Origin of the sequence: Bacillus sp. bc15, assembly GCF_900142585.1 — a bacterium.
GTDB lineage: Bacteria > Bacillota > Bacilli > Bacillales > Bacillaceae_G > Bacillus_A > Bacillus_A cereus.
In genome coordinates this window covers 1-19,110 of sequence record NZ_FRBJ01000020.1, presented here as the reverse complement: position 1 = coordinate 19,110, position 19,110 = coordinate 1, and the positions used below count along the sequence as shown (strand labels likewise).

Here is a 19,110-nt window from a genome sequence, read left to right as displayed (position 1 = left end):
TCCAATATAATTATTTCACGGTGCTTTTTAGGTAGTTCTAATACAACCTTCCACACATCATTCATTTCTTCTTGCTTAAAAAATTCTTGTTCTGCCGAAGAAGACTGCTTGTCGTCACTAAAAAATCCCACTAAAGATATCCTTTTAAAATAGGATGATTTTAAATAGTTTATGGCTGTATTTCTTGTGATTTTTAATATCCACGTTTTAATGGATGAATCCTTTCGAAACGAATGCCAATGTTTAAAAACCTTTATAAAGACATCTTGTGTGATATCATCTGATAAGTGTGGATCTTTTGTAATAATAAATGAATAATTCCATACATCTTGCCAATAGTCTTTAATAACATAGTCGAGCTCGTCATGATTACATTTTCCAGTAAACTTCTGTTCCATTTCCACACCTCAAACTTATTTGAATAAACATAAAACTGCCCTCACTTTTAATATGGTTTCAATATATAGACATGATACAAGTTTCATTTGTTCCATAGCGCTTTTTTCTATATAGCTACGCTTTCTGTATTTGAATATATTGTCGTTCTTCTGTCTCTTTCTTTATTTTCTCTTGACGGTTACGTAGCTCTTCTTGCTCCCTTTGTATTTTGGTTCTGATGCAAAAACAAAGTAAAAGAGAATAAAACATATATATTCCTAACGGAATCGTATTCTATGTTACAAGTCCATCTTCTATATGATTCAAGTAATTTTGTTGTCTAAGTTGCTTACTATCAGGTATGCCTTTTTCTTTTTTCAACTACCCAATTGCTATAGAATAAGCCGGATTCTTATCGACTGTTATTACACGTGGCTTTGAAACATGAAAAGGCCGCAGCGCTTTCCTAAAAAAGCGCTTTGCAGCCTTTTCATCTCTTGTTTTGTTTAGACAAAAATCGATTGTGTTTCCTTTCGAATCAACAGTACGTTACAGGTACATCCATTGCCCTTTAACTTTAATTAAATTCCGGATTCAAACTTTCTATTTTGAGTACGTTTAATTTATAGAAAACAGATAACAACATAATTTTCTCAATAAGTAATATTCTTATTTCAATACAAAATTCTTACAATTGATGCTATACCTGTATTAAGGGGAGCGTTTTAGTTAATTAGGGAGAAAAATTGTAAAAATGATATGGGAGGAACAAAAAATGTCATTGAAAAAGAAATTAGGTGTTGGAGTGGTTTCAGCCGCTCTTGGTATGTCTTTAATCGGTGGGGGAACATATGCATATTTTAGCGATCAAGTTGTGACAAATAATACATTTGCTGCAGGTACATTGGATTTAGCTATGCAACCAACTACTTCACTTAACTTAGAAAATTTAAAACCTGGGGACAAAATATTAAAAAAATTCAATTTAAAAAATAGTGGTTCCTTAGATATTAAAGATATCATGATGAAAATAGACTATACTGTAAACGACTTAAAACAAAATAATACTACAGAAGATTTCGGTAAACATATTAAAGTACAATTTCTTTGGGATTGGGATCCTGCAAAAAGCCCTGTATACGAGACAACCCTTGCAGAACTAAAATCACAAAGTTCAGAGATTGTCTCCAAAAAAGTATTTCATTCTAAGTGGACTGAAACAGGGGGGTTAAAACCTGGGAAAATGGATTGGTTTTGGATAAAGTTTGTATTTGAAGACAACGGTACAGATCAGAACGTGTTCCAAGGGGATAGTATTGCGTTAAAAATGGAGTTCCAAGCCAATCAAACAGAGGGAAAAGAAAGATAATTTTACAAAAATATCGTTGGGAAAATGTAAAACTGAGCTTGTAATTTTTTATAATTTGTCAAATTGACCATCAAATTTCCATATAAAAAACCAGTGATACTAGTACATGTGTAGGATATCACTGGTTTTTTGAGTTTAAAATTTTGTATGTTTTGTAAAACTATTTTTCTTTCGGAAGTACAATTCTTTTATACAATTGAACTGTAATCAAGTAGTAAATCGAGTAAATTACTACGAAAATAATAATTGGTAGCCAAATACGAAAGTACGGATCAGCCAAAAGAACGCTGAACATGTTTATACCAACTAATACGTGAACAATACCCACAATTGCTGGGACTAAAAATACGAAGAATAACTCTTTATAAATCGATTGTATTAATAACTCCCTGCGAACACCAATTTTACGAAGCATTTGATAACGTGTACTATCTTTGGATGCACCGGATAGAATTTTAAACATTAAGCAGCTTGCCATCATTGCTAAAAATGCAACTCCAACGAAAAAACCCATAAATATTAGTCCGCTGGCAAAATTATGACTCACAATATACGCTTGATACTTACTATCCAATTCTTCCGCTCTCACATTTTTATATTTTGCCATCTGTAATTCATCAAGTTTTTTCCATTCTTTTATGTATGATCCAAAATCATCTGTTCTCCCCATAAACACAGTACTTTCTTTACCCTTCATACCATCGTATATGTTTTGATCTACAATTTTCATTTCATAATCAGGATACATATAATCTGGCTGGATCGTTCTGAAAGCCTGGATCCATTGTTTTGTGTTCGTCTCTCCTTGAACCCGTTTTATTGAAAATGCACCAATGGGTATTTCCTCTGAAACTTTCTCTATTTTCATACCTTGCAAGAAAGGACGATTTTTTTCTACATCTTCTTTAAGATAATAAACATACCTATCATCAACTTTGTAATGATATTCATGTTTTTCTTGAAATAAGATACCACCCAAAATTTTCTTTTCTTCCGCTGTTGGATTATGAATGACTGAATCGTAAATTCGCATTTGATCTGTCGTTTTTAGGATGTTGTTTTTAAATGCCATACCACAAGCAATTCCACCAGCACCAAGAGCCACTAAGATTGCTACTGTTGCAAGCACATTTGTTAGACCATTAATGCGGAAATTTAATTGTGCAAAAGTAAAAGCATTTAAGCCTTTTTCACTATGTTTTTTATTACTCTTTAGCTTGTTAATCATAACTGGGAGAAGTGATCCAAATATAAGGTAAGTACCAACGGTTGCTGTGATTAATCCAACGGCCATTAATCCCAAAGCAATTAGCGGATTTACATATGACATATAAATCAATGATGCATAACCAATACCCAATAAAAGAATACCAAGGAATGCAACTACAACGGTCATTTTTCCTTTTACGGCGACACGTTCAGTTTGTGCATCTGCATGTACAAGTTGCAGTACAGAAATACGCGATAATTTAATACTATTCATAATTGCTGATAATATAAATAGTACAAAGAAGTAGACGCAAGTAATAGTTATTGATGGTAGATAAAATGCTTTATAACCTTCACCAGCAAACTCGAGTTGTTTCATTAATAGTTGACCGATACCTTCTGCAAGTCCTACACCAATTGTAATTCCAATCGCAAGAGACACAGCGCCTAATACGATTGTTTCGATAAACATAAGTAATGTAACTTTATGCTTTTTTGCTCCTAACATCATATACATACCAAATTCTTTTTGACGAAGAGCTGATAAGAAAGAGTTTGCATATAAAATATAGAAAAATGTGATAACCGCTAACAAAAAGGAACCAATTTTAAAGACAGCCACAATATCCCTAATAGAAGAATTAGATTCAAGGAACGTTTTATTGGATGCTAGCGTTTGAAACATATAAAAAGTTGAAATAGAGACAATAAGACCAACAAGTAAAACAATGTAATCTTGCAACTTACTTTTTAGGCCTGACATAGAAAGTTTAAATAACATGATTGAACTTCCTTCCTTACGCTTTTTGTGTGCCTAAGTTTGCAAGCACGTCTAAAATTTCTTTATAGAATTCTTCACGGGTACCACCGCGATGAATTTCTTTATATAACTCACCATCTTGAATGAATAAAATACGCTGACAGTAACTTGCGCTGTAAGGATCATGCGTCACCATCATAATGGATACACCTTGTTCTTTATTTAAGTTTGTCATCGCATCCAGTAAACTTGTTGCATTTTTAGAATCAAGCGCTCCTGTTGGCTCGTCCCCTAAAATAATTGCTGGCTCATGCACTAACGCACGTGCTGCTGCTGAACGCTGTTTTTGTCCACCAGATACTTCAGATGGATACTTTTGAAGGATTGCTGAAATTCCTAACATATCAGCTACCTTTTCTACTTTCTGTCCAATATTTCGTGATGGGACACCCTGAAGTGAAAGTGGAAGTGCAATATTTTCGTAAATAGATAAATTTTCTAATAAGTTAAAGTCTTGGAAAATGAATCCTAATTTTTGCGAACGGAAATCAGAAAGCTCACCTTGCTTCATTTTCGTAATATCCGTACCCGCAATTTCAACAACACCGCCTGTCGCTTTATCTAACGTTGAAATTACATTTAATAATGTTGTTTTACCAGAACCAGATGGCCCCATAATTCCGACAAACTCCCCCTCATGAATTGAGAATGAAACACCTTTTAACGCGTGTGATTGGTTCTCACCTTTTTTACCGTAAACTTTTTGGACGTTTTTCACGTCTACAACTGGTTTCGTCATATATATCCTCCTACGTTTGTTTTTTCATTTCTTTAAAATAAGTTGCTATTCATATTTGCTACTAACAAAATAGTCATGTTGCATCTACCTTTTCCATAAGGCTGTCACGATGTATCCACTTGGAAGCTGTAAAGAAAATTTTATTTTAATTTCTCCACTCACCTCATCGCTTTGAATACATACATGATAAACTATAAAAATTAGGAAACACCCTGAAAAAACCTTAAGAATTCTTAAGGTTTATAAAAAAAAGCTTATGGAACCTGTAATTCCATAAGCCAATCTATTCGATTGGATGTTCAACAATAAAGGATATCCAACCTTCTTTATATTCTGCATGTATATTACCATGATGAAGTTCAACAATTCTTTTTGAGATAGCAAGCCCCAGTCCATTTCCTTGATCACTTTTTCTTGCCTTATCACCCTTGAAAAATCTTTCAAACAATTTATTAGGATCGCTAACAGGTGGTTTCTCGACTTTATTCGACACTTTCAAAATTGCTTTATTACCTATTCGTTCAAGACATACGAATAATGCCGATGGTTTCATGCTGTACTTTATCGCATTCATAAACAGATTTTCATAAACACGTACCATTTTTTCTACATCTATGAAGATAGGTATTGTTTCTTCCGTGATTGATTTTTGAACGATTAAACTTTCCTTTTCAAATATAGGAATGTATTCTCCAACTATTTGTTCCAACAAACCAGATAAATCGACTTCATTAAGATTTAACTTAGCATCTATGCCTGATAAACGAGTATATTCAAACAGCTCATCAATTAAATATCTCAGTCTCTGTGACTTTGAATACGTGGTTTCAAGGTATTCCTGTAATTGTGTGTTATTGTTGTATTGCCCTCGTTTTAATAAATCTATATAGCCAATAATAGATGTTAACGGTGTGCGTAAATCATGAGATACGTTCGTTATAAGTTCATTTTTTGTACGTTCTAATCGTCTTTCTTGTTCAAATGTATTTTCCAATTCCTTAGACATATAGTTGATATTTTGAGCAAGTTGGGTCAATTCGTCCTTCCCCTTAATCCCAATTGTCAAACCCAGTTTTCCATTGGCAATATCATTTACATTATCCGAAATGAGCTTCAAATATACTATTTTCTTTCGAACCAATATCAAAAAAAGTATGATAAAGTTAAAGATTGCGAACGCGAATAAGAAAAACAGTGCCAAATTGGCTTCAAAGATACCAAATTCTTCGTGTTTTACAAATAATGGATCTACGACGTATACCAAAATGAGGATTGTTAAACCAAATGAAATAAAAAAACTAACTGCAACAGCACCAAGAAGTTTTATAATGATCTTATTTCTAAAACTAACATTCTTCATATTTTATATCCAATTCCCCACACAGTTTTAATATAAATGGGATGTTTAGAATCCTCTTCTATTTTGTCTCTTATTTTTGTAATATGCACCATGACAGTATTGTCTGATTTATAAAAAACCTCTTCCCAAACTGCTTCATATATTTTTGCTACACTCAGGACAATCCCTTTGTTGCGGGCAAGTAGTTCGAGAATAGCAAACTCTTTTGGAGTGAGCCTTGTTTCCTTTTCCCTTACCCATACTTGACGAGTATCTGTATTCACGGTTAAGTCACCAATTTCTAGAATGCTTTTATTATGTTCTATGGACGTATTGTATTTTTTAAACCTTCTTAATTGCGATTTTACCCTAGCAATTAATTCTAATGGGTTAAACGGTTTTGATAAATAATCGTCTGCACCAGAGGCTAGACCCTGAATTTTGTCTATATCCTCAGATTTTGCAGATAGCATAATGATAGGCATATTGCGATTCTCCCTAATCTTCATGCAAGCTTCAATACCATCCATATTCGGCATCATAATATCTAAAATAATAAGATCAAATTCATTTTCTTCTAACAATTGTAAAGCTTCCATAGCATCTTCAGCTTTTTGAGTTTTCAGACCTTCATTTTCCAAATAAACAGAGATAAGATTTCTAATCTCTTTATCATCATCAACAATAAGAATTTTTAACTCCATATGATTCCTCCACATTTTTTCTCGTATTGAACAACTAAAGACATAAACAGTTGAAACATTTCTATCTTATTTTCTTCAAATTAATTCCTTAAATTATTTTGACTCCAATAAACCTTGAAATTGAAAGGGCTACACCAACTGATTTCTAGTTCATTATATACAAAAATAAGAAAATGAATTATTTTCATACTTAATCCACCCACAGGTTTGAATTCATAATTATACACTAGCGTCCAAATCTTAAAAAAAAGGGGGAAAAGTTCTTAAGAATTCTTAAGCTTTCTACAGCATTTTGTCATAAGGATATATAGCCACTCTTGAAGTGTTCACTATTAGGCCTCACCATACATGCCCATCAATCTAAAATTTTATAGTACCTCAGAACGAAATTTTGTACTAACTTGTAACAAAATACTCATTTTTTGTTTTGAGGTATTTGCATTTTTTAGCTTGATGGGCATGGGGGATCGCCAGCATTTTGGAAAAACCCCACGCTAAGAGTATGCAAGATTTTATACAGTTTTTTGGCTAATGCAGTAACAAACAAGAGCCCTGAACACACGCCAGGACAGGAATGTATAAAAAGATGAATAGGGTTATAGAAAAAGAAAAAGACGAAACCCTACTTTCAAAGGGAATTCGCTTTTTTCTTGCTACCGATAATAGGACGTTATGTTAACCGAGCATGAATACAATATACATATTGCATTTTATCTATATTAGATAAGAGTAACTGTATATAATAAAGATATCATTGTGAATAATATGGGGGATAGAAATGAAAAAATTTATAGTTAGTTACTTAGTATGTCTTATATTTTTTTCTATATTTACATCTAATTTGGAATTTATAAATAACTCTGAAGGTATGAAAGCATCATTTGGTTCCCCCTGGTCGATGACTCTTCTTTACATTATGTATGGGAGCATACCTGTACTTATAGGCTGTTTACTAGGAGAATTTTCTTATAGAAAAATAAAAATAAGTTATAAATTAAGTATTGGGATTCCCCTGTTTATATTATTAGGTGTTTCCTATACATATTTAATATACATTGGATTATCTGGAGCATATGTACCTTATTCTATAATGGATTTTATTAAATTTAGTCTTCCTATTACTTTGTCCTCCTTAGTTTTCTATTTTATAAGACGAATAAACTGATGTTGATCAACTTCTGATAACGATAATTATGTAAATAAGCTGTCCATATGGACAGCTTATTGTATTTTTGGCTTAGCGTGGTTTTTTTCCGAAATGCTGGCGGTACGCCAGAAAGATAAACCCATTTAAAAACATTGTAGAATTTATGACAATTAACAGTAGATTTCTTAATTTCTATATATCTTTTTATCTTAAATATGACATTAACAAAAAAAATTAACATATTTCTAGATGCATATATGTAATAAAACCTAAAAAACTAGTTAATTTTATCCGATAGTGACAGATTAAACGGAATATTGAGTATTTTCCGTCAATTAGATATATTAATAGCATAATGCTAAATCTATTAAGAGAGGTAGAATATTGATGAAATCATATAAAAAAATGGCTGTAATGATGCCATTCGCATGTATGTTAAGTATAGGAGTAGTAAGTATGCCTACTACTTCTTTTGCAGATGCTACAAAAAGTACAATATTAAATGTTAATACAAAGAGTGATAATGTTTATAATGAAGATAAGTTTATACAAGATATAAAAGATAGAATGACTCCAGAAGGTACTGCAGCTAATCCAAATACTGCAACTAAATATGTATCTAAGCCCGAATATCATACTGATGTTAATAACTTAGATATAACAGCACATTTTGATAGTTGGGGACCTACACAACAAATAGAACTACTATCATACAAAAATGATGGATTAGTAGACCAAACATGGTATTCTCCTGAAAAAAGTATCAAAACAACAGAGTCTTTTACCTATTCAAACCAAGAAGGGGTTAAATTAGGAGTATCTTCAAAATCAACGTTAGCAGTTAAAATTCCTTTTGTTGCTGAAGGCGGTCAAGAGATTACACTTTCATCTGAATTTAATTATACTCATACAAGTTCTAACACATCTACTCATGAAGAACAAATTATATTTAAATCACAGCCTGTAATTTGTAAGGCTGGTTATACCACAACATATTTTGGTATAGTGAAAGCCGCTAATTTCTCAGGAACATTTAAAACAAAATCAAAAGTTCATGTTCCGAAACTATCCTACTATGATCAAAATGGATATGGATGGACGTGGCAGGAATCACGTCCTAATTTTTACAATTCAAAAGTGTATTATTTACTTACGAATGGTTCAAAACCAACACCATCATATTTGAACTTTGAATCTTATCTACAACCAGATAATAAAAATATACAAATACCAGTAGTAGATATTCAATCTGAGTTTAGCGGTGAAGGTGGTCATTATTCTGAGATATATGTTAAAGCAACTCCAATAGATGCACCAAATAAATCTGTTACACTGCCCCTTAAAGAATATCAAAATAGAGTAGCCAAAGGATTACCATTATAATAAGAACTAAATTTATATATGCTACAATCGTTTATATTTTGTTATTTCCTGTTGCAGAATCCTTGTTATAAGGATTCTTTTTTTGTATCAAAAATCTACAAAGAAAAAAGATAAGATCGGGAACACAATCTTATCTTTAGCACAAGGAGTAAACAAAGGGAATAACCATCATATTTTTATTATAATTTATTTTTGTTAATTTTGAATATTATAACTATAATTAACAATTATATCTATATTGAGAAATTTTTTGCAAAATTAGTTATAAAATGATTCAAAACTCCAAAGTAAACTTTTACCCAAAAGTTTACTTTCATTTTAAGAAGAATAAATGCCACCAAAACAAAAAAAGCCCCAAATTTTTCTTGAAAATAAGTTGGGTTTTTGAACCAGAAAAGTATATTTTTAACTATGAAAAAACAATAAATTTTTCCTTTTTTCCTACTTGCTAAATTCAGCAAGTAAAATTTTTTTAAAAGGATTAGGACTGTCAGTTCTACCCAAACTATTCCAATTGACAACCAACGTATGCTTGCCTCCAAGTTTACCCCCAGCAAAGGTAGTAAACCCTAGAATGCCACCTGTGTGTCCCCATATCGAGACACCGCTTGGAAGCTTAGTTTCATAGATTCCAAGACCATATCCATCCATTCCTTCTTTTCCTGTAGGCACAGTAGTAAGCATTTGTTTTAGTTGCTGTTCCTTCAGTAATTTGCCACCGAGCAAGTAAGAGAAGAATTTGTTTAAGTCGTCAGCAATAGAAATCATATCTCCAGCAGAGCTACCTGCACTTGGGTTATAATAAGTAACGTCTTTTAGCTCACTTGCTCCGTCTGGTTGGACATATCCACGGGCATGGTTAGTGCCTGGAATAACACTTGAATTGCCTGGTAGGAATGTATTCGACAATTCAAGTGGTTCAATAATCCGATTTTCAATCTCTTCCGCATAGCTGTTTCTGGTTACTTTTTCAATAAGAATGCCCAGTAATACGTATCCTGTGTTTGAATAAGACCAGCCCTCTCCTGGGGCAAAGTCTGGAGGGAGAGAAACCCCCATCTTCACTAACTCTTCAGCCGTATACGATTTTTTTATATCCGTAAAATCACCGTCTTTTGACCTTGAGTATTCAGCGATACCACTTGTATGGTTCAATATATGCCGAATAGTAATCTTGTTACCATCATATCCATTTCCTTGAATGACACCAGGCAACCAGTCTTCGATGTAGTCGTCTAGCTTCAGGCGATTCTCTCCAACTAATTGAAGTACAACTGTTGCGGTGAACGTCTTCGTCACACTCCCAATGCGAAAGCGAAAATCTGTTTTCATTGGTTTCTTGGTTCTCAGATCCGCTATTCCAGCGGCATATCCCCACGTTTTTCCACCCTCAGAAGTTTTAGCAAGTATCCCCGGGTATCCAAGTTGCAATGTATCCCGCATTGCTTGCTTGACGGAAGTACGATCTCGTTGAGTATTTGTTTGTAACGAAATAGATACATTTTGAGTAGGCTCTGCCTTTACAATTGAGGTTGATGTTGTATATAACAGGGAACTTCCAGCTATTAAAAGGGCCAGACTTGCACATGTAATTTGACTACGTATTTTCATAAGGCATTCCTCTCCTCTATTCATATTGTATAAGTGTTTGCTTACCGATCCTTACTTCCTGAAAAGACTTAGGGAAAGGCCCTCACGCATATAGATTAAAGCCCCAGTACAAAGGTATCTATCAATACCAACAATTTGAGCCATTTAAATCTCCATCCCTTCTATAACAAAATTATTCAATGGTATGAAAGCATATTATGTACCCTTAGTTATTGTTAGGATTAACACAACATGAGACATAGACCCAACCCATATTTCACTTTATTTATCCATGATATGTATTGAGAAAGAATGTAAATTCGAATCCTTTCCGTACCCCAACTATTGATCGTTTTTTTCACCTATTATAATTAGTTATTTAGAATTTCATTATAAAAAACTGTAAAAAAATAACGAGTTCCTTAACGAATAGGAAGTGGTTGAAAATATGTCTAAACGCACAATTATCTTTTTTGATATGGTGACCCCATCGCCATCAAGCTAAGGTTTTGAAGTACGCACTAAATGAAATTTTTCTTTCTCTACAGTTAGTTATTTTGAGAAGTCAGCTCATTTTTTGTTTTTGGGGTGTTTACTTTTCTTAAGTTGATGGATGGTGCTTCCCCTATAAGCTCAATAGGTCATAGTTGGAAAAAAAGTAAGGCTATGGCCTATTTTTACACGTATCTCGGCTGTATCCCTTTAACCGATGAATATTGCAAGTAAGAACGGCCCATTCAATATTTTCTATTCAAATATGATAGAATGAAGATATATCCAAAACGGAGGGAAAACAAATGAACTCAAACACAAAACAGTTTATTTATGATATCCAGCAAAGAAAGAACAATTATATAGAAAATGTATTAATAGCAATACAACACCCTCAAAAAGAGCAATCTGAACAAGTCATTCAAAATATAGTAGAGAAGATGGATATGATGATTAGTTTAGTTACTACTTACATGGCTATTGAATCCGAATCTACAAAAGAATTAAAAGAGCTTCAGGAAGAACTTATTCATGCTCAAGCATATATTCAAAAACGGAAATTTGAAGAAACACAGAGATAAAACCCTGTGTTTTTACTTGGTGGACTATGACATTAATTTTTTATAAATTTGATTATTGCTTTGGCATAATCCATACAATTTGTTGAATGCGTACAATATATGGCGCCGTATCTTCAATGAGCAAATGATCTGGTTTCACATCCTTTAATTTACCTCTTATATTGCCTCTTACAGTTTCAATAACCACATGTTTACCAATTACTGATTGTAATGTCTGATATACATAGGGATTAGGCACACTTACCATATGTTGTTCACTCAAGTCATTTCCTTTCGAATAACTCATTCTATAAGACTCCTTTCTAACTTGCATTCTTTCTACTAATATATGATATAAATCTTATAAATATACTAGAAGGATAATTCATTATAGAAACGAAAATACCATTTTAATAGAGTGCGGTTTCTATTTCTACGTTGCTAAAAAAATGATTTATATAAAGTTACTTTTACTAGTTAATAGGAGATGATAAAGGGATATTTTGAATATACATCTAGGTTGTTCCTTTCTGGATATATATCATTTTAAATACGCCCTTTATTAGAATAGTGCTCATACTTTTTTTGAGATTCCTTCGTAATACGTGCATTAAGTAAAATTGCTAACAATAAAAACACTCCATATTTTCCTCCTGTAGCTCCTATGATAATTACACTACTACAAACAAGTATAATTAATAGGATAAACGAAACTGAATAAATACGGTCATAATTCTTTGACATCTTTTCGTATTTTATGCGTTCTTTCCTTGCATCCATCTAAATTCCTCCTTTAAATTATCCATTTCACTATCAAATACATTTCGTCCTAAAAAAGGAAACAATATATCGTTATATAAATTAGTTTGTTTTTTTATCAACTAATTTATATAACGTAAAAAGAAACCCTACCAATATTAAGCTTTCTACCATGATAATCCAAACCCTCTCCTTCCTTTTAAACCCAACACCTTAAATAAAAGTAGCAGCAAACAAAAAGGATCCTCCCTTCTCTTAAAGGCTGATCCTTTTCTTCTTGCATGAAACTATTTTTAGCTATTCTTGATTAATTAGAATTACAGCTGGTCCATCTACACGAATTCCACCAACTTCGATTTTTTCATAAGGCTCAACTGTAATAGAGATGATCCCTTCTCGCTTCTTTAATTCATTACTTAATTCTTTTGTTAACATTTTTTTCATGTGTGAACTCCTTCTTATTACTTAATTTACTATTTGTATGTAAATAAAATTTAAAATGGTTTCCTGCTCTGGAAACCATTTTTTTGTAGTTGACCATATAGCGTTACCAGTTCGTTTATCAATTTTACGTAAAAAAGATAAACAATTACTAAACACTGTCTCATTAGATGTAAGAAACTCTTAAAGATAGCGGTTAAATTAATTGTTTTTTCTTCTAGAAATAATGACTTAGATAGTATATTACCTAAAACAATGAAAGCCCTACCTCTCTTTCATCCTTACGGCTCCTTGTCCGTGCCAGTGTGAATCAGGATTGCAAAAATCAAGTGACTATTTAATTGAGTTATTTGATGAAATTTCGAACGTTTGTAAAAAAAATTTGAAAATAAAAATGGATTAGATTGAAGTAATAACAAAAGAGGTTCCTACTCTAAAAGTGAGTTGAAGAAATTGAATGTCTTTGAAATGATTCGCTTTTAATACTCATCATATTCCCGAAAGATTTAGAATGTTTTCAGAGGATATAATACATTATTTATAATGAACCTTAACAGAAACTTTTTATTTGATTTTCAGTGATTCCTTTAATTAATTCTAGTTCACTGACCAAAAATCTATATGCATCATCCAACAATTTTTTTTCGCTTGTATTGAGTGCTTTTTCTTTCTTCATACGCATTAAATCCCGTACAACTTCAGCACCTTTTTGTATTTCACCTGTTTTTATTTTGTCCGTATTCACTTTATGCCTTTGTTTCCACGGCAGTAATTTACAGGATTCTTCATGCTGAAAAATGTGTATAATGTGTTTTAATGCAAGTATATCAGTAACTGGGCGTATATTCGAATTCAATATTTTACCCGTAGGAATCATGACTTGCATATTACTGATTGACATTTTTATGACATAATACTGTTGTTTTTTTCCTGAGAATTCTTTTTCTACTATGGCTTCAATTATACCTGCTCCGTGCATTGGATAAACAATGTTATCGCCAATTTGAAACATATAATCCACCTCCATATGTGGTAACCTTCTCAAGCTTAACACATATGTTGTTTTTTATCAAAAATTTTATAATATCATAAAATTATTTTTGTTGTCAATTTATTTTTTCTTTAAAAATCAAATTAAATAAAACCAGCACAAAAACCATAAGGAATGTGTTAGATTTCCAATAAAGGGAAGGGGAATTTCCCCTCGCATATTCTGAAACCTCTACTCATTAACGTAGATCTGTTTTCCCTTGAAAACGACCAAATCGATCCCTTATTTTTTTCAATCTTGTGTGGTACTCCAAAATCTCAATTCTTGCTTTTTCTGCAAGGGGGGCAATTGGTCGTAAGTCTTTTAACCCCCAATACTCAACCACTACATCAAGTACTTGATCAAAATATTGTAGTGGTCCATAGTTTGCTTCTTTTGCAATCACAGCCATTCTATTTTCAAAATCAGGCATGACTGCACCTGGCATTTTAAAATTCCTAATTACATTGGCAATATGGTAGCAATAATTTGGTTCCAATTCTAAATGAATTCGAATAACGTCTCGATAAAACGCATAATGAAGTGTTTCATCTTTTGCAAGACGGCGTAATAATGTAGCAAGATCTGAATCATGCTTACTTGCAACCTTAGCAACATTATTGTAAAACACCATCGTTGCAAGTTCTTGTAGCGTCGTATACGTCATGGCTTCTATTGGTGTATGAAAATCAGGCTCAAATCCACCCTCAACGACTGACTTTCTTAATTCATGGATTCGCTTAGGATTCACACTTCGAGTGAGTAGTAAATATGTCTCCAATAAATTCGAATGTTGATCCTCTTCTGAGGTCCAAGTATGAATGAAGTCTGTAATAACAGAAAGGGATCCTTTAAAAGTCGCAGATAAATACGTTGTAAACCATGGCAAATTCACTTCTGTTAATAAAGCTGTTTCAATGGCCGTAATTACACCAGAAGGAAGATTAACTTGACTTTCATCCCAAGGAACTCTTTTAAAGTCCATTCCCTTATCCCATGGCAAAAACTCATGATAACCCCAGTCTATCTTCTGCGCTCTTATTTTATGTTGTTCATACATTTCTTTTAAACGTGGTTCTAATCGAAAATCTAAATCATTCGTTAGCATACGAGTGCCCCCTTTTCTTACCATGGATATTCATCCTATTTTTATCCTTAAAAATTTTCTACAAATAAATATTACTTTCCTTTTTTTAAGTTAAACATAAAAAATTTGTAACAAAATTTTTTATGAACGCTATGTTTTCATATGATTTCTTCATATAAAAAGGGATACGGAGGGTAACATTCATGGATGATGATACTCGTCATGTTGTAAATCTTGTTGAGTGTAAAAAGATGCATGACTATAAAGAATCGTTTTATAATAAGTATTGATAGTATTTTATACAAACAATCAACCTATTTAGATGTAAAATACAGTTGATGAGATAGCCTTAAACTACAATTCCCAACAAGATCAATGTACATTGGCTATGATGAGTTAGACCAAATTTTGTGAAATAGCATACAACACAAAAGGAAGAGGCGATAAACATGCAGTCAACGGAAGCGCATATGAGGGAAAAACAACGTAGAGAAAAAATAGAAATTATATTTAGTCACAGGGTAAAAGGAGAGAGTTATTTTCATGGCTCTTCCTATCAATGGAAAAACATTGTATATCAAAATTATAATAGAATACAACAAAAAGAGTTGGAAGTTGAACAACTCATTTCGAAAATGGAAAAAGCAGGAGTTCGTTTTACGCAGCACCGTTCATTCATACACTATCCCGTCATTGATTTTGTAAAATATATAGCTAAGATTTATAATGAACCTCTCGAAATACAATAATTATATTTAAAGGAAACCCTTTAAAACGTTTATTTTCGGGGCTTTTTTAACTAAAACCTTAAAAAATCATTACAACATTCTTTTTATTCTCAATACTCTTCGGTTTTGTTATAATATCAATCATAACGTATTATATTCGTTTGTATATTTTCATATTTTGGGGATTTTATTACACCAAAAGACAACTCTTAATTGGAGTTGTCTTTTATTTTTTTCGATATACACAATACTATTCTGATACAAAAACATCAAGATTCTTATAAATAAAGAAAAGTAGGATTTCTAATAAGAGAGATCCTACTTTATTTCCTCATATTCCTTCATTATTTTATAAAACGTGTTTTTCTTTAGCTCTAACATTTACATAAACATAGTAGCTGTTATTTCTCCACTTTTCCATTAAGAATAAGTTTCTTCTATCATATGCATTTGTTGTTTGCTTAGGGTTGAAAGGTTCACCTGAGGACGTCCTAAATGTTTCCCTTGAGATTTAGCTACAGCAATCCCTTCTGCTCGTCGCTGATGGATTTTTTTACGCTCTTGATCTGCAACATAGGAAAGCAAAGATAAAAATTGATCTTCCATCAACCGACCCATGTCACACATTTCACGAAATTTACGGCTATCGAACAAAGTTTCATTTTCTAACAAGGGTATGTATAGTAATGGAACAGGATAAAGCAACAAGCATTAGTGGGCATAAAATAGCTATTTTATGTCCACTAATATAAGAAATAACCCTTAAAATGAATGTCCACTAGTGTTTGTTGCGTGATTTTGTTCCACTGCTACACATACCCCATATACGTCAATGATTATCATAAAGAAATAGTGAGCTTAATGTCTTTTCTTCACCTTTACATTTATTACAAAAAATGTTATTATTAAAATTAATTATTTTTGTTCGGTGTAAAGGATTTGTAACTTTTCACCTTTATGATCACTGAGAGCAAGGATAGTATTACATTGTGTGTGTTTACACACTAGGAGGCAATACAAATGGAAAAAGGTAATGTAAAATGGTTTAATGGCGAAAAAGGCTTCGGATTCATCGAACGTGAAGGTGGAGACGATGTATTCGTTCATTTCTCAGCGATTCAAGGCGAAGGTTACAAAACTTTAGAAGAAGGTCAAGCAGTGACTTTTGATTTGGAGCAAGGTCAACGTGGACCTCAAGCTTCAAACGTACGTAAAGCTTCTTAATTTTACAAAGCAGGGAAGGCAGGCTCTTTTATGGGAGTCTGCTTTTCTTTTTTCTGTGAAACTATTTTGAGAAGTCAGATCATTTTTTGTTTTTGGATATTTGCTTTTCTTAGCTAGATGGGCATCGGGCATTTCTTTTTCTTAGCTTGATAGCGATGTAGCGGGCCCCCTATTATTAGTTCTTTAAATAAAAACAATTTGTCGAATTATATATAACTACAGCCAACATGATATACTATAAATAAAATAGCCAGAAAGGTGATGAGTTTATGTACCAACAACAAAATAATAGGGATCGAGACCAAGAAATGATGTTTTCTATACAAGGAGTCCCAACAAATAAAGTTAACATGAATCAATTACCAAAATGGATTCGAATTTTTGGTTATAGTGCTTTTACCTTTATGGCATTAAGCGGTTTAGCGATGCTTATTTTAAGTATTTTTAGAAGTTAAAAAATATCTCAATTATAAATACAACTAGCATATAAACACAAAATATGAGTTTATATTTCATAAATAGACAATAAATACAAAATAAAGAAGAATCCATAATTTGTTGGATTCTTCCTTATTTATTTTTTACTTGCTAATCCATTTGGAGATAATAGGATAATGAAAATCTTTCCCTTGTAATACACTTAATATTCCTTTAAGTGGCCCGAAAAATAACAAAATAGTTAGGATTATATAAATTGGGGCTGTCCACAATATCATGGACATATTACTCACATTGATATCGGAATGGAACATAGAAAGCATTAAAGTCCTCATTACAAAAGTATTCCATATCCATACAATAATCCAAGTGAATAGCTGATAAACAGCCGTTTCAATAGCAATTATACGAAGTTTTTTTGATTTGAATATGAAATAAAAAATTAAGGGTATATAAAAAATTGTAATGCTAAAAAAAGTGAGAATGATGAAAGATAATAAAGTAATAATATGCATCATAAGTTCTAGGTTTTTTTCCTGAGATAAATTCATTTAGACTCCTCACATATGTAGATTTGATTCTCTTAAAGTTAACGATAACTCATTATAACACGCCATCTAATGTAACAAAAAATAATTTTTTGTTGGATTTTGTTACATCTTGTATTTGGAAATATGAACTACCCTAACTGTTAAATTTGCTGTATCAAAATACTGTATCAAAAATAATCCGCAACATTATTATTACAATCGCTTTTTGTTACAGGATAATCGGATAATGGAGATAAAATACAAACTATGGCTCAAAATTACATATATCTCGGATGAACCCCGTATAGAGAGTTTATCAAACTAATAAGGTGAATGAAAAAGAGTTCAAAAAACATGTTGAAGACGGTGTAATAACAAATTTCCTAAATTAAGATCTTTAGTTTCTTTTAAAGATCTATTGTAGGTTATTTAAAATGAAAAACAAAAAGAACTTGTAGGAATCCCTACAAGGGGTCACCATACATGCCCATCAACTTAAGATTTTTATAATACCCCAAAACAAAAAAATTGCCCATTTTCGCCTGAAGATGTCAATTTTCTCGTTTTGGGGTATTTGTTTGTCTTAGCTTGATGGTGATGTGGCGAGACCCCATCGCTATCAAGCTAAGATTATGCAAAGTCAATTTTAGGCGAGATTGTTTCTTTTTTCTAAAGGGCAAGTGTAGGTGATTAAAAGATTTGCATACGAAATAAACCCTAACGGGTTTCATTTTTTGAATTAAGCGGCTTGATTATCAGACATGGTACAATTGTAAACGACACCTAATATATCAAAGACCGTTTTTTTCTCATATCGATGAGATTTCCGCCCGTTTTGCTGTAGGAGATTGAACAGGCGAAGTAACACCTTTGATAGCTCTTGGGTGTTTTTTTGTATAGTTTGGAATAGAAGAAGAAAATAGTCTTTGATCATATATATGGCTTTATACTCACTAAGCTCTCGTTTTTTTTTCATTAGGAGTAATTGTCGCATTTGAAACATGATAGAAGAACAGAGTAGAATGGCAATCAATTGACCATATAAATGGCACTCCAATCGTTCTGGTTTTATCTTTTTACAATGATGAATTTGAAAGAATGACTTCCACGTTTTAAATAAAATTTCGATTTGCCAACGTAAAG

19 protein-coding genes and 2 pseudogenes are annotated in these 19,110 nt (G+C 32.3%); 6 read left to right on the top strand and 15 right to left on the bottom strand.

Annotated features, from left to right (window positions below; genetic code table 11):
* A partial coding sequence (locus BUA87_RS28690; RefSeq protein ID WP_142953292.1) for an RNA polymerase sigma factor occupies positions 1-398 on the bottom strand: 398 nt, incomplete at its 3' end.
* 295 nt (positions 399-693) lie between these two features.
* Positions 694-960, bottom strand: a pseudogene (locus BUA87_RS30730) (DDE-type integrase/transposase/recombinase); the annotation flags it as partial.
* Between the two features lie 193 nt (positions 961-1,153).
* Here BUA87_RS30730 and BUA87_RS28680 point away from each other — a divergent pair.
* A complete protein-coding gene (locus BUA87_RS28680) occupies positions 1,154-1,747 on the top strand; it encodes a TasA family protein (RefSeq protein WP_071715060.1) in 594 nt (197 codons plus the stop codon).
* A 160-nt stretch (positions 1,748-1,907) separates the two neighbouring features.
* Here BUA87_RS28680 and BUA87_RS28675 read toward each other — a convergent pair whose 3' ends face one another.
* From BUA87_RS28675 to BUA87_RS28660, 4 genes are all read right to left on the bottom strand, one after another.
* Positions 1,908-3,737, bottom strand: a complete 1,830-nt coding sequence (locus BUA87_RS28675; RefSeq protein ID WP_000897819.1) for an FtsX-like permease family protein — start codon at positions 3,735-3,737, stop codon at positions 1,908-1,910.
* 16 nt (positions 3,738-3,753) lie between these two features.
* Positions 3,754-4,515, bottom strand: a complete 762-nt coding sequence (locus BUA87_RS28670; RefSeq protein WP_000165834.1) for an ABC transporter ATP-binding protein — start codon at positions 4,513-4,515, stop codon at positions 3,754-3,756.
* 283 nt (positions 4,516-4,798) lie between these two features.
* Positions 4,799-5,875, bottom strand: coding sequence for a HAMP domain-containing sensor histidine kinase (locus tag BUA87_RS28665; RefSeq protein WP_000800291.1), 1,077 nt, complete (start codon positions 5,873-5,875; stop codon positions 4,799-4,801).
* Positions 5,872-6,558, bottom strand: a complete 687-nt coding sequence (locus BUA87_RS28660) for a response regulator transcription factor (RefSeq protein WP_000420702.1) — start codon at positions 6,556-6,558, stop codon at positions 5,872-5,874. The genes BUA87_RS28665 and BUA87_RS28660 overlap by 4 nt, the downstream gene beginning before the upstream one ends.
* 1,534 nt (positions 6,559-8,092) lie before the next feature.
* Between BUA87_RS28660 and BUA87_RS28650 the strand changes: the two genes are divergently transcribed.
* Positions 8,093-9,088, top strand: a complete 996-nt coding sequence (locus BUA87_RS28650) for an ETX/MTX2 family pore-forming toxin (protein WP_000844425.1) — start codon at positions 8,093-8,095, stop codon at positions 9,086-9,088.
* A 441-nt stretch (positions 9,089-9,529) separates the two neighbouring features.
* On the opposite strand, the gene BUA87_RS28640 is transcribed toward BUA87_RS28650, so the two are convergent.
* Entirely contained in the window at positions 9,530-10,699 is a 1,170-nt protein-coding gene (locus BUA87_RS28640; RefSeq protein ID WP_072941647.1) for a serine hydrolase domain-containing protein, read from the bottom strand.
* Between the two features lie 776 nt (positions 10,700-11,475).
* On the opposite strand from BUA87_RS28640, the gene BUA87_RS28635 reads away from it, so the two are divergent.
* A complete protein-coding gene (locus BUA87_RS28635) occupies positions 11,476-11,751 on the top strand; it encodes a hypothetical protein (protein WP_001087724.1) in 276 nt (91 codons plus the stop codon).
* A 52-nt stretch (positions 11,752-11,803) separates the two neighbouring features.
* On the opposite strand, the gene BUA87_RS28630 is transcribed toward BUA87_RS28635, so the two are convergent.
* From BUA87_RS28630 to BUA87_RS28615, 5 genes are all read right to left on the bottom strand, one after another.
* Positions 11,804-12,037, bottom strand: coding sequence for a YuzF family protein (locus tag BUA87_RS28630; protein WP_000122390.1), 234 nt, complete (start codon positions 12,035-12,037; stop codon positions 11,804-11,806).
* Positions 12,038-12,276: 239 nt separating this feature from the next.
* Positions 12,277-12,510, bottom strand: coding sequence for a hypothetical protein (locus BUA87_RS28625; RefSeq protein WP_000340038.1), 234 nt, complete (start codon positions 12,508-12,510; stop codon positions 12,277-12,279).
* A gap of 276 nt (positions 12,511-12,786) precedes the next feature.
* Positions 12,787-12,933, bottom strand: a complete 147-nt coding sequence (locus BUA87_RS30725) for a BC1881 family protein (RefSeq protein WP_000738547.1) — start codon at positions 12,931-12,933, stop codon at positions 12,787-12,789.
* Between the two features lie 547 nt (positions 12,934-13,480).
* Positions 13,481-13,942: a CarD family transcriptional regulator gene (locus BUA87_RS28620; protein ID WP_000486320.1), complete on the bottom strand. Its 462-nt coding sequence runs from the start codon at positions 13,940-13,942 to the stop codon at positions 13,481-13,483.
* A gap of 217 nt (positions 13,943-14,159) precedes the next feature.
* Positions 14,160-15,068, bottom strand: a complete 909-nt coding sequence (locus BUA87_RS28615; protein ID WP_000957112.1) for an acyl-ACP desaturase — start codon at positions 15,066-15,068, stop codon at positions 14,160-14,162.
* A 428-nt stretch (positions 15,069-15,496) separates the two neighbouring features.
* Between BUA87_RS28615 and BUA87_RS28610 the strand changes: the two genes are divergently transcribed.
* Complete coding sequence (locus BUA87_RS28610) at positions 15,497-15,796, top strand: hypothetical protein (protein ID WP_001192002.1); 300 nt, start codon at positions 15,497-15,499, stop codon at positions 15,794-15,796.
* Between the two features lie 297 nt (positions 15,797-16,093).
* On the opposite strand, the pseudogene BUA87_RS31125 reads toward BUA87_RS28610, so the two are convergent.
* Positions 16,094-16,447, bottom strand: a pseudogene (locus BUA87_RS31125) (recombinase family protein); the annotation flags it as partial.
* Between the two features lie 348 nt (positions 16,448-16,795).
* Between BUA87_RS31125 and BUA87_RS28600 the strand changes: the two are divergent.
* Positions 16,796-16,999 (top strand): cold-shock protein, encoded by a 204-nt coding sequence (locus tag BUA87_RS28600; protein WP_000410775.1) that lies wholly within the window; start codon positions 16,796-16,798, stop codon positions 16,997-16,999.
* A gap of 269 nt (positions 17,000-17,268) precedes the next feature.
* On the top strand, positions 17,269-17,454 hold the full coding sequence (locus tag BUA87_RS28595) for a hypothetical protein (protein WP_000284738.1): 186 nt from the start codon (positions 17,269-17,271) through the stop codon (positions 17,452-17,454).
* Positions 17,455-17,580: 126 nt separating this feature from the next.
* Here the strand turns inward: BUA87_RS28595 and BUA87_RS32025 are convergent, their stop codons facing one another.
* Complete coding sequence (locus tag BUA87_RS32025) at positions 17,581-17,988, bottom strand: magnetosome magnetite crystal formation protein family (protein WP_001054346.1); 408 nt, start codon at positions 17,986-17,988, stop codon at positions 17,581-17,583.
* 718 nt (positions 17,989-18,706) lie between these two features.
* On the bottom strand, positions 18,707-19,110 hold a 404-nt coding region (locus tag BUA87_RS28585), incomplete at its 5' end, for a transposase (protein ID WP_142953291.1).

What these genes read in the sequence shown, in the direction of transcription:
- BUA87_RS28670 (WP_000165834.1), bottom strand. Translation starts at nt 4,515, where the DNA reads ATGACGAAACCAGTTGTAGACGTGAAAAACGTCCAAAAAGTTTACGGT.
- BUA87_RS28665 (WP_000800291.1), bottom strand. Translation starts at nt 5,875, where the DNA reads ATGAAGAATGTTAGTTTTAGAAATAAGATCATTATAAAACTTCTTGGT.
- BUA87_RS28650 (WP_000844425.1), top strand. Translation starts at nt 8,093, where the DNA reads ATGAAATCATATAAAAAAATGGCTGTAATGATGCCATTCGCATGTATG.
- BUA87_RS28620 (WP_000486320.1), bottom strand. Translation starts at nt 13,942, where the DNA reads ATGTTTCAAATTGGCGATAACATTGTTTATCCAATGCACGGAGCAGGT.
- BUA87_RS28675 (WP_000897819.1), bottom strand. Translation starts at nt 3,737, where the DNA reads ATGTTATTTAAACTTTCTATGTCAGGCCTAAAAAGTAAGTTGCAAGAT.
- BUA87_RS28600 (WP_000410775.1), top strand. Translation starts at nt 16,796, where the DNA reads ATGGAAAAAGGTAATGTAAAATGGTTTAATGGCGAAAAAGGCTTCGGA.
- BUA87_RS28640 (WP_072941647.1), bottom strand. Translation starts at nt 10,699, where the DNA reads ATGAAAATACGTAGTCAAATTACATGTGCAAGTCTGGCCCTTTTAATA.
- BUA87_RS28630 (WP_000122390.1), bottom strand. Translation starts at nt 12,037, where the DNA reads ATGAGTTATTCGAAAGGAAATGACTTGAGTGAACAACATATGGTAAGT.
- BUA87_RS32025 (WP_001054346.1), bottom strand. Translation starts at nt 17,988, where the DNA reads ATGAATTTATCTCAGGAAAAAAACCTAGAACTTATGATGCATATTATT.
- BUA87_RS28625 (WP_000340038.1), bottom strand. Translation starts at nt 12,510, where the DNA reads ATGGATGCAAGGAAAGAACGCATAAAATACGAAAAGATGTCAAAGAAT.
- BUA87_RS28610 (WP_001192002.1), top strand. Translation starts at nt 15,497, where the DNA reads ATGCAGTCAACGGAAGCGCATATGAGGGAAAAACAACGTAGAGAAAAA.
- BUA87_RS28595 (WP_000284738.1), top strand. Translation starts at nt 17,269, where the DNA reads ATGTACCAACAACAAAATAATAGGGATCGAGACCAAGAAATGATGTTT.
- BUA87_RS30725 (WP_000738547.1), bottom strand. Translation starts at nt 12,933, where the DNA reads ATGAAAAAAATGTTAACAAAAGAATTAAGTAATGAATTAAAGAAGCGA.
- BUA87_RS28635 (WP_001087724.1), top strand. Translation starts at nt 11,476, where the DNA reads ATGAACTCAAACACAAAACAGTTTATTTATGATATCCAGCAAAGAAAG.
- BUA87_RS28680 (WP_071715060.1), top strand. Translation starts at nt 1,154, where the DNA reads ATGTCATTGAAAAAGAAATTAGGTGTTGGAGTGGTTTCAGCCGCTCTT.
- BUA87_RS28615 (WP_000957112.1), bottom strand. Translation starts at nt 15,068, where the DNA reads ATGCTAACGAATGATTTAGATTTTCGATTAGAACCACGTTTAAAAGAA.
- BUA87_RS28660 (WP_000420702.1), bottom strand. Translation starts at nt 6,558, where the DNA reads ATGGAGTTAAAAATTCTTATTGTTGATGATGATAAAGAGATTAGAAAT.